We start from the raw sequence: 17,630 nt of genomic DNA, 5'->3' as shown, positions 1-17,630 counted from the left end.
GCTCTGGGCAGGGCCAGGCGGCTACTCTGAGGGAACAGGCACGCCGTGAGGCGGCCTTCGCCGTGTCCACGACCCGCCCGACGAGGGGCCGGTCGTCGCTCCCCGAGGAGGTGCCGATGAGCGTCCCCGACGCCCGTGATCAGCGGCACCTTCACGTCTACGGAGCCGACCCCGCCGACCGCGGCCGGGGACCCGGCGCAAACCGGCCCACCGAGGACGTAACGTCCGGGGTCGCCGCACCGATGTCACCCACGGGTCCAGCCATGCGCTCGGCCGACGTCGTGTCGGCTGCCGCCCAGGGCGAGCCCGCCGCTCTGCAGGCGCTGCTGACCGACGTCCGACGCATCGCCTTCCGCTACTGCCGCGCGCGCCTCGGGGGTCTCCCCGCCGGTGTGCAGGCCGCCGATGACGCAGCTCAGGAGGTGTGTGTCGCCGTGCTCCGATCGCTGCCGCGCTACGAGGACCGTGGTGCCCCCTTCGAGGCCTTCGTCTACGGCATCGCCTCCAACAAGGTCGCCGACGCCATGCGGTCGAGCCTGCGCGGACCCGAGCCGACCGACGAGCTCCCCGACGAGATCGACCTGGACGCCGACCCGCTCGACACGGTCATCGCGGCGGAGCGCTCCTCCGACACCTGGGCCATGCTCGACCGGCTGGGGGAGACCCAGCGCGAGATCCTGACCCTGCGCGTCGCGGTGGGCATGACCGCCGACGAGGTCGCCGCCTCCCTCGACATGACCCCGGGAGCGGTGCGCGTCGCCCAGCACCGCGCCCTCACCCGGCTGCGCGCCATGATGGCCGGCCCGGCCGGCGGGGGAGGATCCCGATGAACCACCGACCCGACGGCACGCCCCAGCCCTCGCTGCGCCTCGTGCGCGACGACGACGAGCTCGTGCAGCAGATCGCCGACCGTCGCGAGACCGTCGAGCACGACGACCCCGTCCTGGCCATGCTCGAGGGCTGGGCCACCGAGATCGACCAGGACCTGCCCGAGGACCTGGCCGAGGGCGCGCCCCGACCGCTCCCCTCCAGGCGCACCGTCATCGTCACGCGGGCGGGTGTCGCGGCCAGCGTCGCCGCCGTCGTCCTGTCGGGCGTCACCGTCGCCGCCGCGGCGAGCGAGGGCGGCCTGGCCGGCTTCGTCAGCAAGGTCGAGCGCGGCGTCGAGAAGGGCGTGGCGGCCCCCCGGCCCGCGGACGCTGCCGTGCTCGCCACCGCCGACGCCACGAGCCACGGCCCGGACGGTCACTCCGTGCGCACGGCCCTCAACCTCGCCTCGCAGCGGCTCAAGGCCGGCGACCGCGACGCCGCCGCCGCCGTCCTGAGCCTCGTCGAGGACCAGGTCCGCCGTGACCCGTCGCTCCTCGGCGAGGGCGACCACGCGCTGCTCGCCGCGGTGCGCCAGGACCTGTCGGGGTCCGGGTCCGGCGACGACGGCCTGGTGCTGGCGGATCCGCCGCGCACCGCTGCGGCGTCCGCGTCGCCCACGCGTCCCGGGACCCGCTCGCCCGACCGGTCGGGCACCGGGTCGTCCGCGGCGGGCCCCGTCACCACGCGCCCCTCCTCGTCACCGAGCACCTCGCCGACGAGCACGCCGACGCCGACGACGACCCCGTCGTCGCCGAGCCAGAGCCCCAGCCCGTCGTCGCCGCGCCCGACGACCCAACCCACGCAGCCGACCACACCGACCACGCGGCCGACGACGCCGACCACCCGGCCCACGTCTCCCACCACGTCGCCCACGTCTCCGAGCGCCCCCTCGACGAGCCTCCCGCTGCGACCGCCGAACCCGACGCCGTCCGTGACTGGCACGGGGACGCCGCGTGTCGAGTCGCGCGCACCGGCCTCCGGCCGCACCCGCACCTTCGGCACCACGCAGCAGCGCACACCGGCCCTCGACCGGTCGACGAGCCTGACGGGTGCGCCGTCGGGCGGCCAGAGCGGCGACCAGCCCTGAGTCGGTGACGCGGGGAGGCGCCGGGCTGTCGGCATACGAGCCACGGCGTCCCCGCCGATAGACTTGTGGCATGAGCCTCGAGGAGACCCGCGCCGTGCCCGACAAGTTCGCCACCCTGGGGCTCACCTATGACGACGTGCTCCTCCTGCCCGGGGAGACCGACGTCATCCCCAGCGAGGTCGACACCACGACCCGCCTGACCCGCGAGCTGTCCATCCGCATCCCGCTGGTCTCGGCGGCGATGGACACCGTGACCGAGGCCCGCATGGCCATCGCGATGGCCCGCCAGGGAGGCCTCGGCATCCTGCACCGCAACCTGTCGATCGAGGACCAGGCCTACCAGGTCGACCTGGTCAAGCGCACCCAGACCGGGCGCATCAGCAACCCCGTGACGATCGGCCCCGACGCGACCCTCGAGGAGCTCGACCAGATCTGTGGGGAGTATCGCGTGTCCGGGCTCCCGGTCGTCGCCGAGGACCGCACCCTGCTCGGCATCTGCACCAACCGCGACCTTCGCTTCACGCCCGTCGCCGAGTGGACCACGACGCTGGTGCGCGACGTCATGTCACCGATGCCGCTCATCACCGCGCCCGTCGACATCTCGCGCGAGGACGCCACCGGCCTCCTGCGCCAGCACAAGCGCGAGCGGCTGCCGCTGGTCGACGACCAGGGCCGGCTCGCCGGGCTGATCACGGTCAAGGACTTCGTCAAGTCCGAGCAGTACCCCCTCGCCAGCAACGACGCCCACGGACGACTGCTGGTCGGGGCGGCCGTCGGCTACTTCGGCGAGTCCTGGGAGCGCGCGACCACGCTGATCGAGGCGGGGGTCGACGTGCTCGTCGTCGACACCGCGCACGGCCACGCTCGCCTGCTCATCGACATGATCAAGCGGCTCAAGGCCGACAGCGCCACCCGTCACGTCCAGATCATCGGCGGCAACGTCGCCACCCGCGCCGGCGCGGCCGCGATGGTCGAGGCCGGCGTCGACGCCGTCAAGGTGGGTGTCGGACCGGGATCCATCTGCACGACCCGCATCGTCGCCGGCGTGGGCGTCCCGCAGCTCACCGCGGTCTACGAGGCGGCGCAGGCGGCCGCGGCGGCCGATGTCCCCGTCATCGCGGACGGCGGCCTGCAGTACTCCGGCGACATCGCCAAGGCCCTGGTCGCGGGCGCCAGCTCGGTCATGGTCGGGTCGCTGCTCGCCGGCTGCGAGGAGAGCCCGGGCGAGCTGATCTTCGTCAACGGCAAGCAGTTCAAGGCCTACCGCGGCATGGGCTCGCTCGGCGCCATGAGCTCGCGCACCAAGAAGTCCTACTCCAAGGACCGCTACTTCCAGGCCGACGTCACCAGCGACGACCAGCTGGTCCCCGAGGGGATCGAGGGCAAGGTCGCCTATCGCGGCACCCTGCAGGCCGTCGCCCACCAGCTCGTGGGCGGACTGCACCAGTCGATGTTCTACGTCGGGGCCCGCACCGTGCCCGACCTCCAGGCCAAGGGGCAGTTCGTGCGCATCACGTCGGCGGGGCTCAAGGAGAGCCACCCGCACGACGTGCAGATGATCGCCGAGGCGCCCAACTACTCCGGTCGCTGACGCGCCGCGGCCCCACGCACCCACCCTCCACCCCACAGACAGGCACCAGACGTGACCGAGATCGAGATCGGACGGGGCAAGCGCGCCCGCCAGGCCTACACCTTCGACGACATCGCGATCGTGCCCTCGCGGCGCACCCGCGACCCCGAGGAGGTGTCGGTGTCGTGGCAGATCGACGCCTACCACTTCGACCTGCCGATCATGGCCGCGCCGATGGACTCCGTCGTCTCGCCGGCCTCGGCGATCGCCTTCGGTCGGCTGGGTGGTCTCGGTGTCCTCGACCTCGAGGGCCTGTGGACCCGGTATGCCGACCCGCAGCCCCTCCTCGACGAGATCGCCACGCTGTCCGGGGCGGACGTCACGCCGCGCATGCAGGAGATCTATGCCGAGCCCATCAAGCCCGAGCTGATCACCGCACGCCTCAAGGAGATCCGCGACGCGGGCGTCACCGTCGCCGGCGCGCTGTCGCCGCAGCGGACCCAGGAGCACTGGCGCACCGTCGTCGACGCGGGGTGCGACCTCTTCGTCATCCGGGGCACCACCGTCTCGGCCGAGCACGTGTCGAGCCGCACCGAGCCGCTCAACCTCAAGCGCTTCATCTACGAGCTGGACGTCCCCGTGATCGTCGGCGGGGCAGCGACCTACACGGCCGCCCTGCACCTGATGCGCACCGGTGCGGCCGGCGTCCTCGTCGGCTTCGGCGGGGGAGCGGCGAGCACCACCCGCCAGACGCTCGGGATCCACGCCCCGATGGCCACCGCGGTGGCCGACGTGGCGGCGGCCCGGCGCGACTACCTCGACGAGTCGGGCGGACGCTACGTCCACGTCATCGCCGACGGCTCCGTGGGACGCGCCGGCGACATCGTCAAGGCGGTCGCGTGCGGCGCCGACGCGGTGATGATCGGTGCCGCGCTCGCGCGTGCGACCGACGCCCCCGGCCAGGGCTACCACTGGGGGTCGGAGGCACGTCACGAGGAGCTGCCGCGCGGCGCCCGCGTCAACGTCCGCGGCGCCGCCCCGCTGAAGGAACTGCTCTTCGGCCCTGCCCACACCGCCGACGGCACGACCAACATGATCGGTGCCCTGCGCCGCGCCATGGCGACGACGGGCTACAGCGACCTGAAGGAGTTCCAGCGGGTGGAGGTCGTGGTCAACCCGTATACGGCGCAGTGACGAAGGGCGTAGCGGAGGTTGCGCCCGACGGAGGATGGTGCGGCCGTAGCGGAGTCCGAGGAGCTGCGCCAATCAAATAGAGCGCAGTGACGAAGGGCGTAGCGGAGGTTGCGCCCGACGGAGGATGGTGCGGCCGTAGCGGAGTCCGAGGAGCTGCGCCAGTCGTATACGGCGCAGTGACGAACGAGCGGTGACGACGGTCGCAGCCATCGGACGGCCGCGACGAACTGCGTCCGGCCTGCAGTTTGTCCACGTGGAGGGGGCTGGGACGTGGCGATGCTGCGTCCGGCCTGCAGTTCGTGCACGTGCGGATAGGCCGGGGCTGGGGTGTGCGGGGTCTGCGCTGGGAGCGCGAACCTCGCGCAGCGGCGCGGGTGGGGGTGGGCCGGCGTGAGCGGGGCGCGCGGCATACGGCCTGGATCGGTAGGGTCGGGTGCGTCGACCACCTCGAGCACCGGAGGACACCGTGAACCACCCGACCGTCGACCCGCAGCTGCTCCGAGAGGCGCGGGACCGCGCCCGCCGGGAGCACGAGGAGGCCAAGGCCTCGGGGCTCAAGCTCGACATCACGCGGGGCAAGCCCTGCTCGGCCCAGCTCGACCTCAGCGAGCGGCTGCTGACCGTGCTGGCCGAGGGCGAGCACACGACGCAGGCCGAGGGTGACCTGCGCAACTACAGCCCGACGCAGGGCCTGACCGAGCTGCGGGAGATCTTTGCCCCGCTGCTCGACGTCCGCCCGGACCAGCTGGTGGTGCGGGACAACTCGTCGCTGTCGCTGATGCACCAGTGCGTGGCGTCGTCGTTCTTCCACGCTCCGCCCGGCGCTCCCGAGGGCACGGGCTGGGCGGGCCGGACGGTGCGGTTCCTGGCGCCGGTGCCCGGCTACGACCGGCACTTCACGGTGTGCTCGGAGCTGGGCGTCGAGCTGGTGACCGTGCCGATGACGCCGGAGGGCCCCGACATGGACCTCGTCGAGGAGCTCGCCGGCAAGGACGCCTCGATCAAGGGCATCTGGTGCGTCCCGAAGTACTCCAACCCGACGGGCGTGACCTACTCCAGCGAGACCGTGCAGCGGCTCGCGGCGATGCAGACCGCGGCGCCGGACTTCCGGGTCTACTGGGACAACGCCTATGCCATCCACCACCTGCGCAGCACCGAGGCGCAGCTCGACCCGATCCTCGAGGCGTGCGAGCAGGCCGGCAACCCCGACCGTGCGTTCGTCTTCGGCTCCACGTCCAAGGTGACCTTCGCCGGCGGCGGCGTCTCGTTCTTCGCCTCCTCGCCGGCCAACGTGGCGTGGTTCCTCAAGCGTGACGGCTTCCGCTCGATCGGGCCGGACAAGCTCAACCAGCTGCGCCACCTGCGGTTCTTCGAGACCACCGAGGGCGTGCGAGCGCACATGCAGCGGCACCGCGAGATTCTCGAGCCCAAGTTCGACGCCGTGCTGCGGCACCTCGAGAAGGACCTCGCCGAGCTCGGGATCGCGGAGTGGACCGACCCGGACGGCGGCTACTTCATCAGCCTCGACGTCGTGCCCGGCACGGCGGGTCGGGTCGTCGAGCTCGCCAAGGAGGCGGGCGTCGCCCTGACGCCAGCCGGCGCGACCTTCCCCGGCGGCGTGGACCCGGACGACCGCAACATCCGCATCGCCCCGACCATGCCGTCGACCGACGACCTGGACACCGCGCTGCGGGTCCTCACGTCGTGCGTGGTGCTGGCGGCGGCGGAGTCGCTGCTGCCGGACGACGACGCCTGATCCGGCGCACCGTCACGAGATAGATCACGAGCAGCGCCGCGGCATACGCGACGGGGGTCGCAGGGTACGCCCCGTGGCCCCCGTACGCGCAGCACCCCGCGACGGCCAGCGCCAGCCACTCGGGACGTCCCACCATCACGGCCAGCGCCACGAGCGGCAGGGAGTACCACGCGAGCACGGGCGTGGTGGTGAGCAGCAGCGCGCCGAAGAGGTAGAGCGCGGGCAGCGCCGGGTCGTCCTCACGCCCGCGGCGCCCGAGCACCGCCCAGGCGGCCACGCCCAGGCACACGACGACGGCCAGGACGTTGGCGACGGGCAGCGGCATCACGAGCGTGAGCAGAGAGGCGCGGTTCTCGCCGCCCTCCTCGGCGAGGTAGCCGTCGAGCGATCCCTTGATCGCCGGGCCGACGGCGAGATAGTGCGGCAGATAGACCAGGACGACCAGGCCGATGGCGGTAAGCCCGACCACGAGAGAGCGTCGTATGCCGCCCCAGACGCCGGCCGGGGACCCGTCGTCGCGGGTGAACCGCCAGGGCGTGAACGCCGGCAGCAGGACGAACGGCGTGAGCTTGACCGCCGCCGCGAGGCCCACGAGCCCGCCGACGACCACCGCGGCCCGCCGGTGCACCGCGGCCATGACGGCGAGCACGACCAGGAGGGCGACGAGCACGTCGACGTGACCGCCGTTGCCGGCCTCCAGGACGACGATCGGCGACCAGGCCCAGACGAGGGCCTGGAAGGGGTCACGACCACGGGAGCGCAGGTAGCGCGCGATCAGCACCGACGTCGCGACGGCGATCAGCGCCCCGCTGATCTGGAAGCCCTTGGACCCCCACGACCACGGCGTCACGGCGGACACGGCCGCGTAGTAGGCCTCGGCGACGGGTGGGTAGGGCGTGAGGAAGCGGGGGCGGCTGATGGGGGAGCGCGGGTCGTTGCGGGCGTACTCCAGAACCCCCTCGCGGGTGGCGGGCAGCGGCTCGGTCGTGACGCCGGACGGCTCGTCGGGCCGCAGCCCCGGGAACAGGACGGGGTCGCGCAGGTGCGCGAGGCGGTCGTCGAACGGCACGTAGCGGTAGGGGTCGACGCCGTCCAGCTGCACCCGGCCGTCCCAGACGTAGCGGTTGAGGTCGGTCGAGCTGGCGGGGGCGAAGAAGACGCCGGGGAGCTGGACGACGAGGGCCAGGGCGGCGATCGCGAGCAGGGGTCGGTCGGCGCGGCATGTGCGGTCGGCTCGGAAGAACCAGCGGGCCACCAGCCCGAAGACGATCCACGCGGACAGGGACACGAGCAGGTAGAGCCACCGCCGCGAGTCGGTGTTGCCCACCGACAGCACGCCGAGGTAGGTCACCGTCAGGATCGCGGTGGCCCGCGCAGCTCGTCTCACGGGCCCCAGCCTGCCAAACCCCGGCGCTCAACCAGGTGAGTGACGTGCGCTACAGGCGCCCGGGGGTCTGTCATGACTGCGTAGTACGGTCTGCCCATGAGCCTCTCGACGTCCGCGAAGACCGACTCCGTCCGCGCCGCCGGCGGCAACCCCGTCGTGGGTGGGGCGCCACGGCATACGGTCGACCAGGCGTGGATCGACCAGGTCAGCCGGGGTGTCGTCAGCGACGGGACCGTGCCCGCGGTCGAGCTGACGACGCCGCTGACCGGTGAGGTCCTGGGCACGGTGGCCCAGTCCTCGCGGGCCGACGTCGAGGCCGCGGTCCGTGCCGGTCGTATGGCGCAGGTGCGCTGGGCGCGGACTCGTCTGGCGGACCGGTCCCGCATCCTGCTGCGCTTCCACGACCTGGTCCTGGAGCACCAGTCCGAGCTGCTGGACCTCGTCCAGCTCGAGTCGGGCAAGACGCGCTTCCACGGCTTCGAAGAGGTCGCCGACACGGCGATCGTGGCCCGGCACTACGCGCGTCGCCTGCCGGGCTATCTCGCGGGCACCTCGGCCCAGGGCGGGCTGCCGTTCCTGTCCACCGCTCGGGCCGCCCGGCGTGCCAAGGGCGTGGTGGGGGTCGTCGCGCCGTGGAACTACCCGCTGTCCATGTCGATCACCGACGCGATCCCCGCGCTGCTCGCGGGCAACGCGGTCGTGCTGCGCCCCGACAACCGCGCCGCCCTCAGCTGCCTGCGCGCCGTGCAGCTGCTCGAGGAGGCCGGGCTGCCCGACGGTGTCCTGCTGGTCGTGCTGGGCGACGGCCCCAGCGCGGGGCAGGCGGTCGTCGAGCTGACCGACTACGTCTGCTTCACGGGGTCGACCGCCACCGGGCGCAAGGTCGCCGCCACGTGCGCGGAGCGCCTCGTCGGCTGCTCCCTCGAGCTCGGCGGCAAGAACCCGCTCTACGTCGCGGCGGACGCCGACCTGGACCGCGCGGCCCGAGGGGCCGTCACCGCGTGCTTCGGCAGCGCCGGCCAGCTGTGCATCTCCGCCGAGCGGATCATCTGCCACGAGGCGATCGCCGACGACTTCGTCCGCCGGTTCGTGGCCCTGGTGCGCCAGATGCGGCTCTCGGTCGACCTGGCCTACGGCGCCGACATGGGATCGCTCGCGGGCCCGCAGCAGCTGGCGACCGTGGAGGAGCACGTCGAGGACGCGCGCGCCAAGGGCGCCACCGTCCTCACCGGCGGCCGGGCTCGTCCCGACCTCGGGCCCTATGTCTACGAGCCCACGGTGCTGACCGACGTGACCGAGGACATGCTGTGCGCCCGCGGCGAGACCTTCGGGCCCGTCGTCACCATCTATCGCGCCCGCGACGACCGCGCGGCCATCACCATGTGCAACGACACCGACTACGGCCTCAACGCCTCGGTCTGGACCCGCGACGTGCGGCGCGGCAAGGATCTGGCCCGCCGCATCGACGCGGGCACCGTCGGGGTCAACGACGGCTACGCCGCCGCCTGGACCGCCGTCGGGGCGCCCATGGGCGGCATGAAGCAGTCCGGCATCGGGCGACGTCATGGCGCCGAGGGCCTGCGCAAGTACACCGAGGAGCAGAACGTCGCCGTGCAGCGGCTCGTCCCCGTGCAGGGCCCGGCGGGTGTGGACCAGTCGCTGTGGACGGGCCTGCTCACGAGCGGGCTGCGGTCCCTGCGGGTCACCGGCTGGCGCTGACCGGCTCTGCGTCCTGCGCCGGCGTGGGGTTCTGCGCGGGGTTTCTGCGCGGGATGGGCGCCCGGCCCGGCTAGGTTGAGCCAGGAATGGGACAAAGCCGACCTGGTGCTGGAGGACGTCCGTGAAGCTCGTCGTGCGTCGCGACCCTGTCTACGTGCGCCGGCGGCGCATCGTCGGGCTGATCGCGCTGCTCCTGCTGGCGCTGCTCGTGCTGGGCGGCGTCCGCGCCTGCCAGGCCCTCGTCGGAGGACGGGGCGACGACGCCACGGCTGCCGCGCTCCAGGCTCAGAAGGCCGCCTACGACGTGTCGGGCACCCAGCTCGTCAAGCGGCAGACGATCACCGGCAACATCAACCCCAAGTCGGTGGCCGCGTCCCCGAGCGGTCTCGTGATCGCGCAGAACATGATGTACCGCCACACGGTCACGGCATACGGCGCGGACGGCCAGCTCAAGGCGACCGTCCCCGACGCGGTGGACCTCGGGCAGTTCGGCGTCAAGGACGCCAAGGGCACCGTCAAGGGCGCGCCCGTCGAGGCGACCTGGACCCGGGACGGCGCCAAGGCCTATGTCTCCAACTACTCGATGTACGGCCCCGGGTTCGCCAAGAACGGCTTCGACGACTGCAGCGCCACCTCTGCGGTGGACCGGTCCTACGTCTACCGCCTGGACTCCGCCTCCCTCAAGGTCGACCAGGTCATCCAGGTGGGCGCGGTCCCCAAGGTCGTCGCGCTGAGCCCCGACCAGCGCACCCTGCTGGCGACCAACTGGTGCTCGGGCACCCTGTCGATCGTCGACGTGGCGCAGGCCAAGGAGGTGGCCACCGTCAAGATCGGCGCCCACCCGCGCGGCATCGCGATCAGCCCCGACAGCACCACCGCCTACGTCGCCGAGATGGGCGGGGAGACCGTCTACCAGGTCGACCTGGCCGCGCGGACGGCGAAGCCGCTGGTCAAGCCCGGCAAGGGTCCCCGCGCGCTCGTCGTGTCGGCCGACGGCAAGCACCTCTACGTCACCAACAACGACGCCAACACCCTCGTCCGCGTCGACCTCGCCTCGGCCAAGGTCGACCAGACCGTCTCCCTGGCGAGCCAGCCGCGGTCGATGGCCATGAGCCGCGACGGACGAGCCCTGTATGTCGTGAGCTACGGCGCCGCCGCGATGAGCAAGGTCCGGACCAGCGACCTCACCGTCCAGCAGGTCGTCGCCACCGAGCCCAGCCCGATCGGCGTCGCCTACGAGCCGACGCGCAACGCCGTGTGGGTGTCCTGCTACAGCGGCTCGATCCTGGTGCTCGACGAGGCCAAGGGCGGCACGCCCGCCCCGTCGCCCAAGGGCGGGCAGCCGACGGCGACACCCTCCGGGCCCGCCCACGACTGAGACCCCTCGTGCACGGGACGCCCAGCCGGGTCGCCTAGGGTAGGACGGTGATCCGCACCGCCCTCAAGCCCCGTTGGTTGGGGCTGCTCGCGCTCGTGGTGCTGGTCGTCATCGCCTTCACCCGCCTCGGGCTGTGGCAGCTGGACGTCTCCAAGGACCAGGGCGCCAAGAAGGCCCTGGCCGAGGCTCAGGCCCGACCCGCTGCCCCGCTGTCCCAGGTCGTGCAGCCGCACGCGCCCTTCGAGGGCGTCATGTCCAACCGTCGCGTCGAGGTGACCGGCGCCTACGACCCGTCGGGTCAGTTCCTGGTGCCGGGACGGTTGCTCGAGGGCCGCACCGGCTACTGGGTCGTGACGCCGCTCGACGAGACCGCCACGAGGGCCCGCGTCGCCGTGGTGCGGGGCTTCGTCATACGGCCGTCGGACGCGCCCGCCGCGCCGACCACGACGGTGACGGTGACCGGGACCCTGGCGCCGGGGGAGTCCCCGTCCGACCAGGTCCTGCCCGCCGGGCAGCTCGGCTCGATCGACCTGGCGGTGCTCGTCAACCGGTGGCCGCAGGACCTCTACAACGCCTTCGTGCTCGCCGGGGCGGAGCGCCCGGACCTCGGCGCCGGCACCGCGCTCCAACGCATCCCCCCGCCCCAGCCTGAGTCTCAGCTCAACTGGCGCAACTTCGCCTACGCGCTGCAGTGGTGGGTCTTCGCCGCCTTCGCCGTCTACATGTGGTGGCGCATGGTGCGTGACGACCACCGGTCCGGCATACGGCCAGCCCCTCACGACAACGACCACCCGATCGACCAAGGAGAACCCGCCCGATGACCCAGGTGCCGTCCGCCGGCTACGACAACCCCGAGACCGTCCGCAAGGCGCTCACGCCGTTCAAGGTCATGGCCTTCATCGTCGGCGTGGGGCTGCTCGTGCTCGTGCTCGAGATGCTGCTCAAGTACGGCCCCTGGAAGAACGACGTCCTCGCCTGGTGGGCGATGCCGCACGGCTTCCTCTACATGATCTATCTCGTGGCGACCTTCAACCTGGGGACGGCGGCCAGGTGGCCCCTGTCCAAGATCATCAAGGTCATGCTGGCCGGGATCGTGCCGTTCCTGTCCTTCTGGGTCGAGCGCAAGGTCGCCCACGAGGTCGACGGTAGGCTGGCCGCGTGAGTGAGTCCCTCCAGGCCAAGCCGGTTCTCGTCGTCGACTTCGGCGCGCAGTACGCCCAGCTCATCGCCCGTCGGGTGCGTGAGGCCGATGTCTACTCCGAGGTGGTGCCGCACTCCTGGTCGACCGAGCGGCTGCTCGCCAAGGAGCCCTCGGCGATCATCCTCTCCGGCGGTCCGTCGAGCGTGTATGCCGAGGGCGCCCCGCGCCTCGACCCGGCGCTGCTCGAGGCGGGGATCCCGGTGTTCGGGATGTGCTACGGTTTCCAGGCGATGGTCCAGGCGCTCGGTGGGACGGTCGCGCACACCGGCCTCGGCGAGTACGGCTCGACCCAGGCGCAGGTCAGCGACACCAGCTCCACGTTGTTCAACGGCCAGCCGGCCGACCAGTCGGTGTGGATGAGCCACGGCGACTCGGTGACCGAGGCCCCGGACGGCATGCGGGTCACCGCGGCGACCTCAGGCGCCCCCGTGGCGGCCTTCGAGGACGACGAGCGGCGGCTCTACGGCGTGCAGTGGCACCCCGAGGTCATGCACTCGACGTTCGGGCAGCGCGTGCTCGAGAACTTCCTGTCCAAGGGCGCCCGGATCGAGGCGGACTGGACGCCGGGCAACGTCGCGGAGGAGCTCGTGACCGCCGTGCGCGAGCAGGTCGGCGAGGACCGGGTGCTGTGCGCCCTGTCCGGCGGGGTCGACTCGGCCGTGGCCGCGGCGATCGTGCAGAAGGCCGTCGGCGACCAGCTGACCTGCGTGCACGTCGACCACGGGCTGCTGCGCGAGGGCGAGCGCGAGCAGGTGGAGCGCGAGTTCGTCGAGGCGACGGGGGTCGACCTGATCGTCGTCGACGCGCGGGAGCAGTTCCTCACGGCGCTGGCCGGCGTCACCGACCCCGAGACCAAGCGCAAGATCATCGGCCGTGAGTTCATCCGCGCCTTCGAGCAGGCCGCCCGCGACGTGGTCGAGGACCGCGGCGACGAGGAGCACCCCGTCAAGTGGCTGGTGCAGGGCACGCTCTATCCCGACGTCGTCGAGTCCGGCGGCGGCGAGGGCGCGGCCAACATCAAGTCCCACCACAACGTCGGTGGCCTGCCGGACGACCTGCAGTTCGCGCTCGTCGAGCCGCTGCGCACCCTCTTCAAGGACGAGGTGCGCCAGGTGGGCCTCGAGCTGGGCGTCCCCGAGGCGATCGTGTGGCGTCAGCCCTTCCCGGGCCCGGGCCTCGGCATCCGCATCATCGGCGAGGTGACCGCCGAGCGCCTCGAGATCCTGCGGCGCGCGGACTCGATCGCCCGCGAGGAGCTGTCCGAGGCGGGCCTCGACCGCGAGATCTGGCAGTGCCCTGTCGTGCTGCTCGCCGACGTGCGCTCGGTGGGCGTGCAGGGCGACGGCCGCACCTACGGCCACCCGATCGTGCTGCGCCCGGTCTCGTCGGAGGACGCGATGACGGCCGACTGGTCGCGCGTGCCCTATGACGTGCTGGCGACCATCAGCAGCCGCATCACCAATGAGGTGAGCGAGGTCAACCGGGTGGTGCTCGACATCACGAGCAAGCCGCCGGGCACCATCGAGTGGGAGTGACCCGGCCCCGCCTGGGGTGACCCGGTCTGGGCTGGCCTGGTCCGGGCTGGCCGGGTCCGGGGTGACCCGGTCTGGGGTGACCCGGTCTGGGGTGACCCGGTCTGGAGTGACCCGGTCTGGAGTGACCCAGCGGGAGGCCGGTCAGCGGTCGAGGGCGCTCGCGGCCATCTCGGCGAGGTGCTCGATGGTCTCGATGCCGTGCTGCTGGCTGCTGACCTCGCAGCTCACGGCCGCGAGGAGCACCTCGTGGCCAGCGGCGGTCTGCGCGCGTCCGGCCGACGTGACCACCCAGCCGTCGGACCGGGGGAGCCAGCCGTTCTTGACCTGGGCCTCGTGCTGCGGGTTGGCGGCCGAGACACCCCAGTCCTGCCCGTCGGCGACCCGGCCCATCAGGCCCAGCGCGTAGTCCCGGCTCGCCTGGTCCAGCGGGCCGTCGTCGCGGACGAGGTTGCGCAGCAGGCGCACCTGGTCGGCGGCGGTGGTGGTGGTCAGACCCCAGCGGTAGGAGGTGCCCGGCTCGGTCTCGGTCATCCCGAACCTGCGGTTGGCCGCCCGCACGCCCTCGTGCTGCCCGATCCGTCCCCACAGCGTGGTGGTGGCGTTGTTGTCGCTGTTGATGATCATGGAGGACGTCAGCGCCCGGTCGGAGCTGCTGAGGGGCTTGCCCGCGTCCTGCCGCTGCAGCAGCAGGGTGAGCAGCACGTCGAGCTTGACCATGCTGGCCGTCTCGCACCGCTGCCCGGCGTTGTGCTGCACCTGCCGACCGTCGGTCAGGTCGACGGCGAACACACCGACGTGACCTTTGCGGCCCTTGAGGTAGGCCGCGGCGGCCGCGTCGAACCCGGCCTCGGTGACGCCGGCCGCCGGTGCGGGGGTGGACGCCGGCGCCGAGGTCGGGGCCGCCGAGCTCGTCGTGCCGGCCGCTGGCGGGGTGGTCGACGTCGCGCTGGTCGACGGCGAGACGGCGGTGGTCGGCGACCCGGCCGTCGTGGACGCGCTCGCGGGGCGCTCGTCGTCGGTCGGGGCGATGACGGTGTGGGTGACGGCGGGGGCCGTGACGGTCGTGGTCGCTGATGCGGCAGCGCCGGACCCGCCGCACCCGCTCAGCCCGGAGGCGGCGAGGCCGAGGGCCAGGACGAGGGGGGAGATTCGGTGCGGCACCCGCTCATTGTCGGTGAATCCGGGACCAGTCCCCTCATTGCGCCCGCGTGTCGGGGTGTCCGGGGTCAGTGGGCGTGCGCCCGCATCTGGGCGGCGGCGGGCGCCTCGGAGAGCAGCGCGTCCTCCGCGGTCACCGACGCCGGGAGGTAGGCGCAGGTGGGGTCCGAGGCCAACGGGTCACCGGTGACGGCATACGCGTGGGAGCGCGACCCGCCGCACACCTCGCGGAACTCGCACACCCCGCACTTGCCGACGAACTGCTCCGGCGTCCGCAGCGACCGCATGATCGGCGACTCGCGATAGATCTCGGGCAGCGGCGTCTCGCGGACGTTGCCGGCCCGGTGGGGGAGGAAGCCGGAGGGGTAGACCCAGCCCTGGTGGTCGATGAACACGAAGCCGCGGCCGGAGTTGACGTCGATCGGCGGACGGGCGGGCCGCTCGCGCACCTCGCGGTCGCCGAGCAGGACGGCCGTGGCCTCGGTGAGCTGGCGGTAGAGCTCGCCGCGCTCCTCGGCCGCCGAGCCGTCGTGCGCGGCCGTGAGCCGCTGCAGCACGACCCGGCGGTAGTGCGGCGCCTCGGTGGTCTTGATCGCGATGAAGCGGGACACGTCGACGAGCCAGTGCAGCACGTCCTCGACCTCGTCGGCCGTGAGGGTCTGCAGCTGCTGGCCGCGGCCCGTGGGGACGAGGAAGAACACGCTCCACAGCTTGGCACCGAGGTCGAGGACCGTGGTGAGCAGCCGCGGCAGCTCCAGCACGGTCGAGCGGGTGACGGTCGAGTTGATCTGCAGCCGGAAGCCCGCCTCGGTGACCAGCCGCGCCGAGTCCAGGGTGCGCTCGAAGGTCCCCTCGAAGCCGCGGAACGCGTCGTGCGTCGGGGCCTGCGCACCGTCGAGCGAGAGGGACACGGCCTTGCCGCCGGCGTCCCGCAGCTCGGCCAGCCGCTCGGTCGTCAGGTTGGGGGTGGCCGAGGGTGACAGGGCCATGGACAGGCCGAGGGAGGTGCCGTATGCCGTGAGCTCGGCCAGGTCAGGGCGCTCGAAGGGGTCGCCGCCGGTGAGCACGACGAGGGGGTGCGGCTTGGGGAAGGACGCGATCTGCTCGAGCAGGGCCTTGCCCTCGTCGAGGCTGAGCTCGAGGGGGTCCCGCCGGGTGATGGCGTCGGCGCGGCAGTGCAGGCACGCGAGCTGGCAGGCCCGGGTGACCTCCCAGATGGTGATGAACGGCTTGTCCGCGACGTCGTGCCGCTGGTGACGGACCGCCTTGGCGAGGTCGGGCGCGGCGCCGGGCGCCCCGGGGTGCCGCAGGTCGTGGCTCATCGCGTGGGCCTTTCGGTGAGGGTGGTGACGGCCTGCAGGGCGGAGGTGACGCAGCCGCTGATGCCGGCCCCGTCGTGGGAGGCGCCGGCGACGACGACGCCCGGCAGGTCGCGCTGCAGGGCCGCGCGGGCCGCGGTCAGCCGCTCCTGGTGACCGACGACGAGCTGGGGCGCGGTGTCGAGCCAGCGGTGCACCCGCGTCTCGACGGGCCGGGCGCCGAGCCCGGTGAGCTCGCCCAGGTCGGCCAGGAGCAGGTCGACCAGCTCGGCGTCGCTGTGGTCGTCGACGATGGTGGAGCCGTCGCGGCCGGCGGAGAGGCGCACGAGCGTGGTGTCGCCCCCGGCCAGCTGGGGCCACTTGGAGGACAGGAAGGTCGCGGCCTTGAGCCGGCGGCCGAGCCGGCTCGGGATCATGATGCCGGTGCCCTCGGCGATGGGGCGGCACCGCTGCGCCTCGGCGGCGGGCAGCGCCACGAGGACCGACGCCAGCGACGCGGAGCGGACCTGCGCCAGGGGCGCCGCGGCGTCGGGGGAGGCGCCGGCCAGGAGGCGGGACGCGACGGCGGCGTTGACCGCGAGCACGACGGCGTCGGCGTGGTGGTCCTCGCCGGAGACGGTGGTCACGGCATACGACCCCTGCTCGGTCCGGCGCAGGGAGGCGACGGGCGAGGAGAGGCGCACGTCGACGTCGACGCCATCCAGGAGGTGATCGGTGAGGGTGGACAGGCCCTGCGGCCAGGTCGCGAACATCGACGGCGCCACGCTCGGCCCGGCCTTGCGCGTGCGGACCGACAGGGTGAGGGAGCGGCCGTCGCGCGCGACCGCCGCGAGCATCGGCGAGGCTGCCCGCAGCGACAGCTGGTCGATGTCGCCGGAGTGCAGCCCGCCGAGCATCGGGTCGACGAAGGAGTCGGCGATCTCGTCGCCGAACCGCTCGCGGACGAAGCGCCCGACCGAGACGTCGCCCTCGACGCGGTGGCGGCGGGCCACGAGCGGCTCGAGGGCGGCGCGCGCGAGACCCTGCACCGAGACGATCCCGGAGCGGACCACGGGCATCAGCTGGGTGGGGCCGGTCGGGCCGACACCCTGGGGGAGGCGGCGCAGACCCTTGCGGGTGGCGAGCCAGGTGGCGCCGGGGTTGGACCGGATCATCGTGGCCTCGAGCCCCAGCTCGCGCACGAGGGCGGTCACCGCGGGGGACGCCAGGTGGACCGCCTCGGCGCCGAGCTCGCAGCGACGGCCGGCGAAGTCCACGGAGCGGACCTGCCCGCCGAGCCGGTCGCCGGCCTCGAGCACCGTCACCCGGGAGCCGGCCTGGGCGAGGCGCCGCGCCGCGAGGAGGCCGGTGACGCCACCGCCCACCACCAGGGCACGAGCGGGGACGCTGCCCGTGGGGGCGGTGCCCTCGGCGTCGTCGGTGGGGAGGGCGGTGCTGGCGTCGGGCATGAGCCCAA

The 17,630-nt window shown here is 72.9% G+C and carries 14 protein-coding genes; 10 read left to right on the top strand and 4 right to left on the bottom strand.

Translation table 11 applies throughout. The features are described 5' to 3' along the window. Positions 1-116: 116 nt before the first annotated feature. From shbA to B4K29_RS17125, 5 genes are all read left to right on the top strand, one after another. Complete coding sequence (shbA, locus tag B4K29_RS17145) at positions 117-830, top strand: RNA polymerase sigma factor ShbA (RefSeq protein WP_029211383.1); 714 nt, start codon at positions 117-119, stop codon at positions 828-830. Next, positions 827-1,957: a hypothetical protein gene (locus B4K29_RS17140; protein WP_286968363.1), complete on the top strand. Its 1,131-nt coding sequence runs from the start codon at positions 827-829 to the stop codon at positions 1,955-1,957. The genes shbA and B4K29_RS17140 overlap by 4 nt, the downstream gene beginning before the upstream one ends. A gap of 70 nt (positions 1,958-2,027) precedes the next feature. Next, the gene (guaB, locus tag B4K29_RS17135) at positions 2,028-3,548 is read left to right on the top strand and encodes an IMP dehydrogenase (protein ID WP_286968362.1); all 1,521 of its coding nucleotides are present in this window, start codon (positions 2,028-2,030) and stop codon (positions 3,546-3,548) included. 51 nt (positions 3,549-3,599) lie between these two features. Beyond that, positions 3,600-4,721, top strand: coding sequence for a GuaB3 family IMP dehydrogenase-related protein (locus B4K29_RS17130; protein ID WP_019285534.1), 1,122 nt, complete (start codon positions 3,600-3,602; stop codon positions 4,719-4,721). A 466-nt stretch (positions 4,722-5,187) separates the two neighbouring features. Beyond that, positions 5,188-6,477: an aminotransferase class I/II-fold pyridoxal phosphate-dependent enzyme gene (locus B4K29_RS17125; protein WP_286968361.1), complete on the top strand. Its 1,290-nt coding sequence runs from the start codon at positions 5,188-5,190 to the stop codon at positions 6,475-6,477. Here the strand turns inward: B4K29_RS17125 and B4K29_RS17120 are convergent. After that, on the bottom strand, positions 6,419-7,864 hold the full coding sequence (locus B4K29_RS17120) for a glycosyltransferase 87 family protein (protein WP_286968359.1): 1,446 nt from the start codon (positions 7,862-7,864) through the stop codon (positions 6,419-6,421). The two genes, B4K29_RS17125 and B4K29_RS17120, sit on opposite strands and share 59 nt — an antisense overlap. A 96-nt stretch (positions 7,865-7,960) precedes the next feature. Between B4K29_RS17120 and B4K29_RS17115 the strand changes: the two genes are divergently transcribed. From B4K29_RS17115 to guaA, 5 genes are all read left to right on the top strand, one after another. Then, a complete protein-coding gene (locus B4K29_RS17115) occupies positions 7,961-9,583 on the top strand; it encodes a succinic semialdehyde dehydrogenase (protein WP_286968356.1) in 1,623 nt (540 codons plus the stop codon). A 121-nt stretch (positions 9,584-9,704) separates the two neighbouring features. After that, the gene (locus B4K29_RS17110; protein WP_286959215.1) at positions 9,705-10,961 is read left to right on the top strand and encodes a YncE family protein; all 1,257 of its coding nucleotides are present in this window, start codon (positions 9,705-9,707) and stop codon (positions 10,959-10,961) included. 47 nt (positions 10,962-11,008) lie between these two features. Further along, positions 11,009-11,782, top strand: a complete 774-nt coding sequence (locus B4K29_RS17105; RefSeq protein WP_029211390.1) for an SURF1 family protein — start codon at positions 11,009-11,011, stop codon at positions 11,780-11,782. Further along, entirely contained in the window at positions 11,779-12,123 is a 345-nt protein-coding gene (locus B4K29_RS17100) for a DUF3817 domain-containing protein (RefSeq protein WP_019285542.1), read from the top strand. Before B4K29_RS17105 ends, B4K29_RS17100 begins: the two co-directional genes overlap by 4 nt. Beyond that, positions 12,120-13,697 carry a glutamine-hydrolyzing GMP synthase gene (guaA, locus tag B4K29_RS17095; protein ID WP_286968353.1) on the top strand — a complete coding sequence of 526 codons (1,578 nt, stop codon included), beginning with the start codon at positions 12,120-12,122 and terminating at the stop codon, positions 13,695-13,697. The genes B4K29_RS17100 and guaA overlap by 4 nt, the downstream gene beginning before the upstream one ends. Positions 13,698-13,838: 141 nt before the next feature. Here guaA and B4K29_RS17090 read toward each other — a convergent pair whose 3' ends face one another. From B4K29_RS17090 to hemG, 3 genes are all read right to left on the bottom strand, one after another. Next, positions 13,839-14,858, bottom strand: a complete 1,020-nt coding sequence (locus tag B4K29_RS17090; RefSeq protein ID WP_029211392.1) for a serine hydrolase — start codon at positions 14,856-14,858, stop codon at positions 13,839-13,841. A 65-nt stretch (positions 14,859-14,923) separates the two neighbouring features. Continuing rightward, complete coding sequence (locus B4K29_RS17085; RefSeq protein ID WP_029211393.1) at positions 14,924-16,177, bottom strand: TIGR04053 family radical SAM/SPASM domain-containing protein; 1,254 nt, start codon at positions 16,175-16,177, stop codon at positions 14,924-14,926. Beyond that, entirely contained in the window at positions 16,174-17,622 is a 1,449-nt protein-coding gene (gene hemG / locus B4K29_RS17080) for a protoporphyrinogen oxidase (protein ID WP_084412647.1), read from the bottom strand. Before hemG ends, B4K29_RS17085 begins: the two co-directional genes overlap by 4 nt. Between the last annotated feature and the right edge of the window lie 8 nt (positions 17,623-17,630).

It is taken from the genome of Arsenicicoccus sp. UBA6765, assembly GCF_002453335.1.
GTDB lineage: Bacteria > Actinomycetota > Actinomycetes > Actinomycetales > Dermatophilaceae > Arsenicicoccus > Arsenicicoccus bolidensis.
Note: the sequence above shows the minus strand (reverse complement) of the source record. Positions and strands in the feature narration are given on the sequence as shown.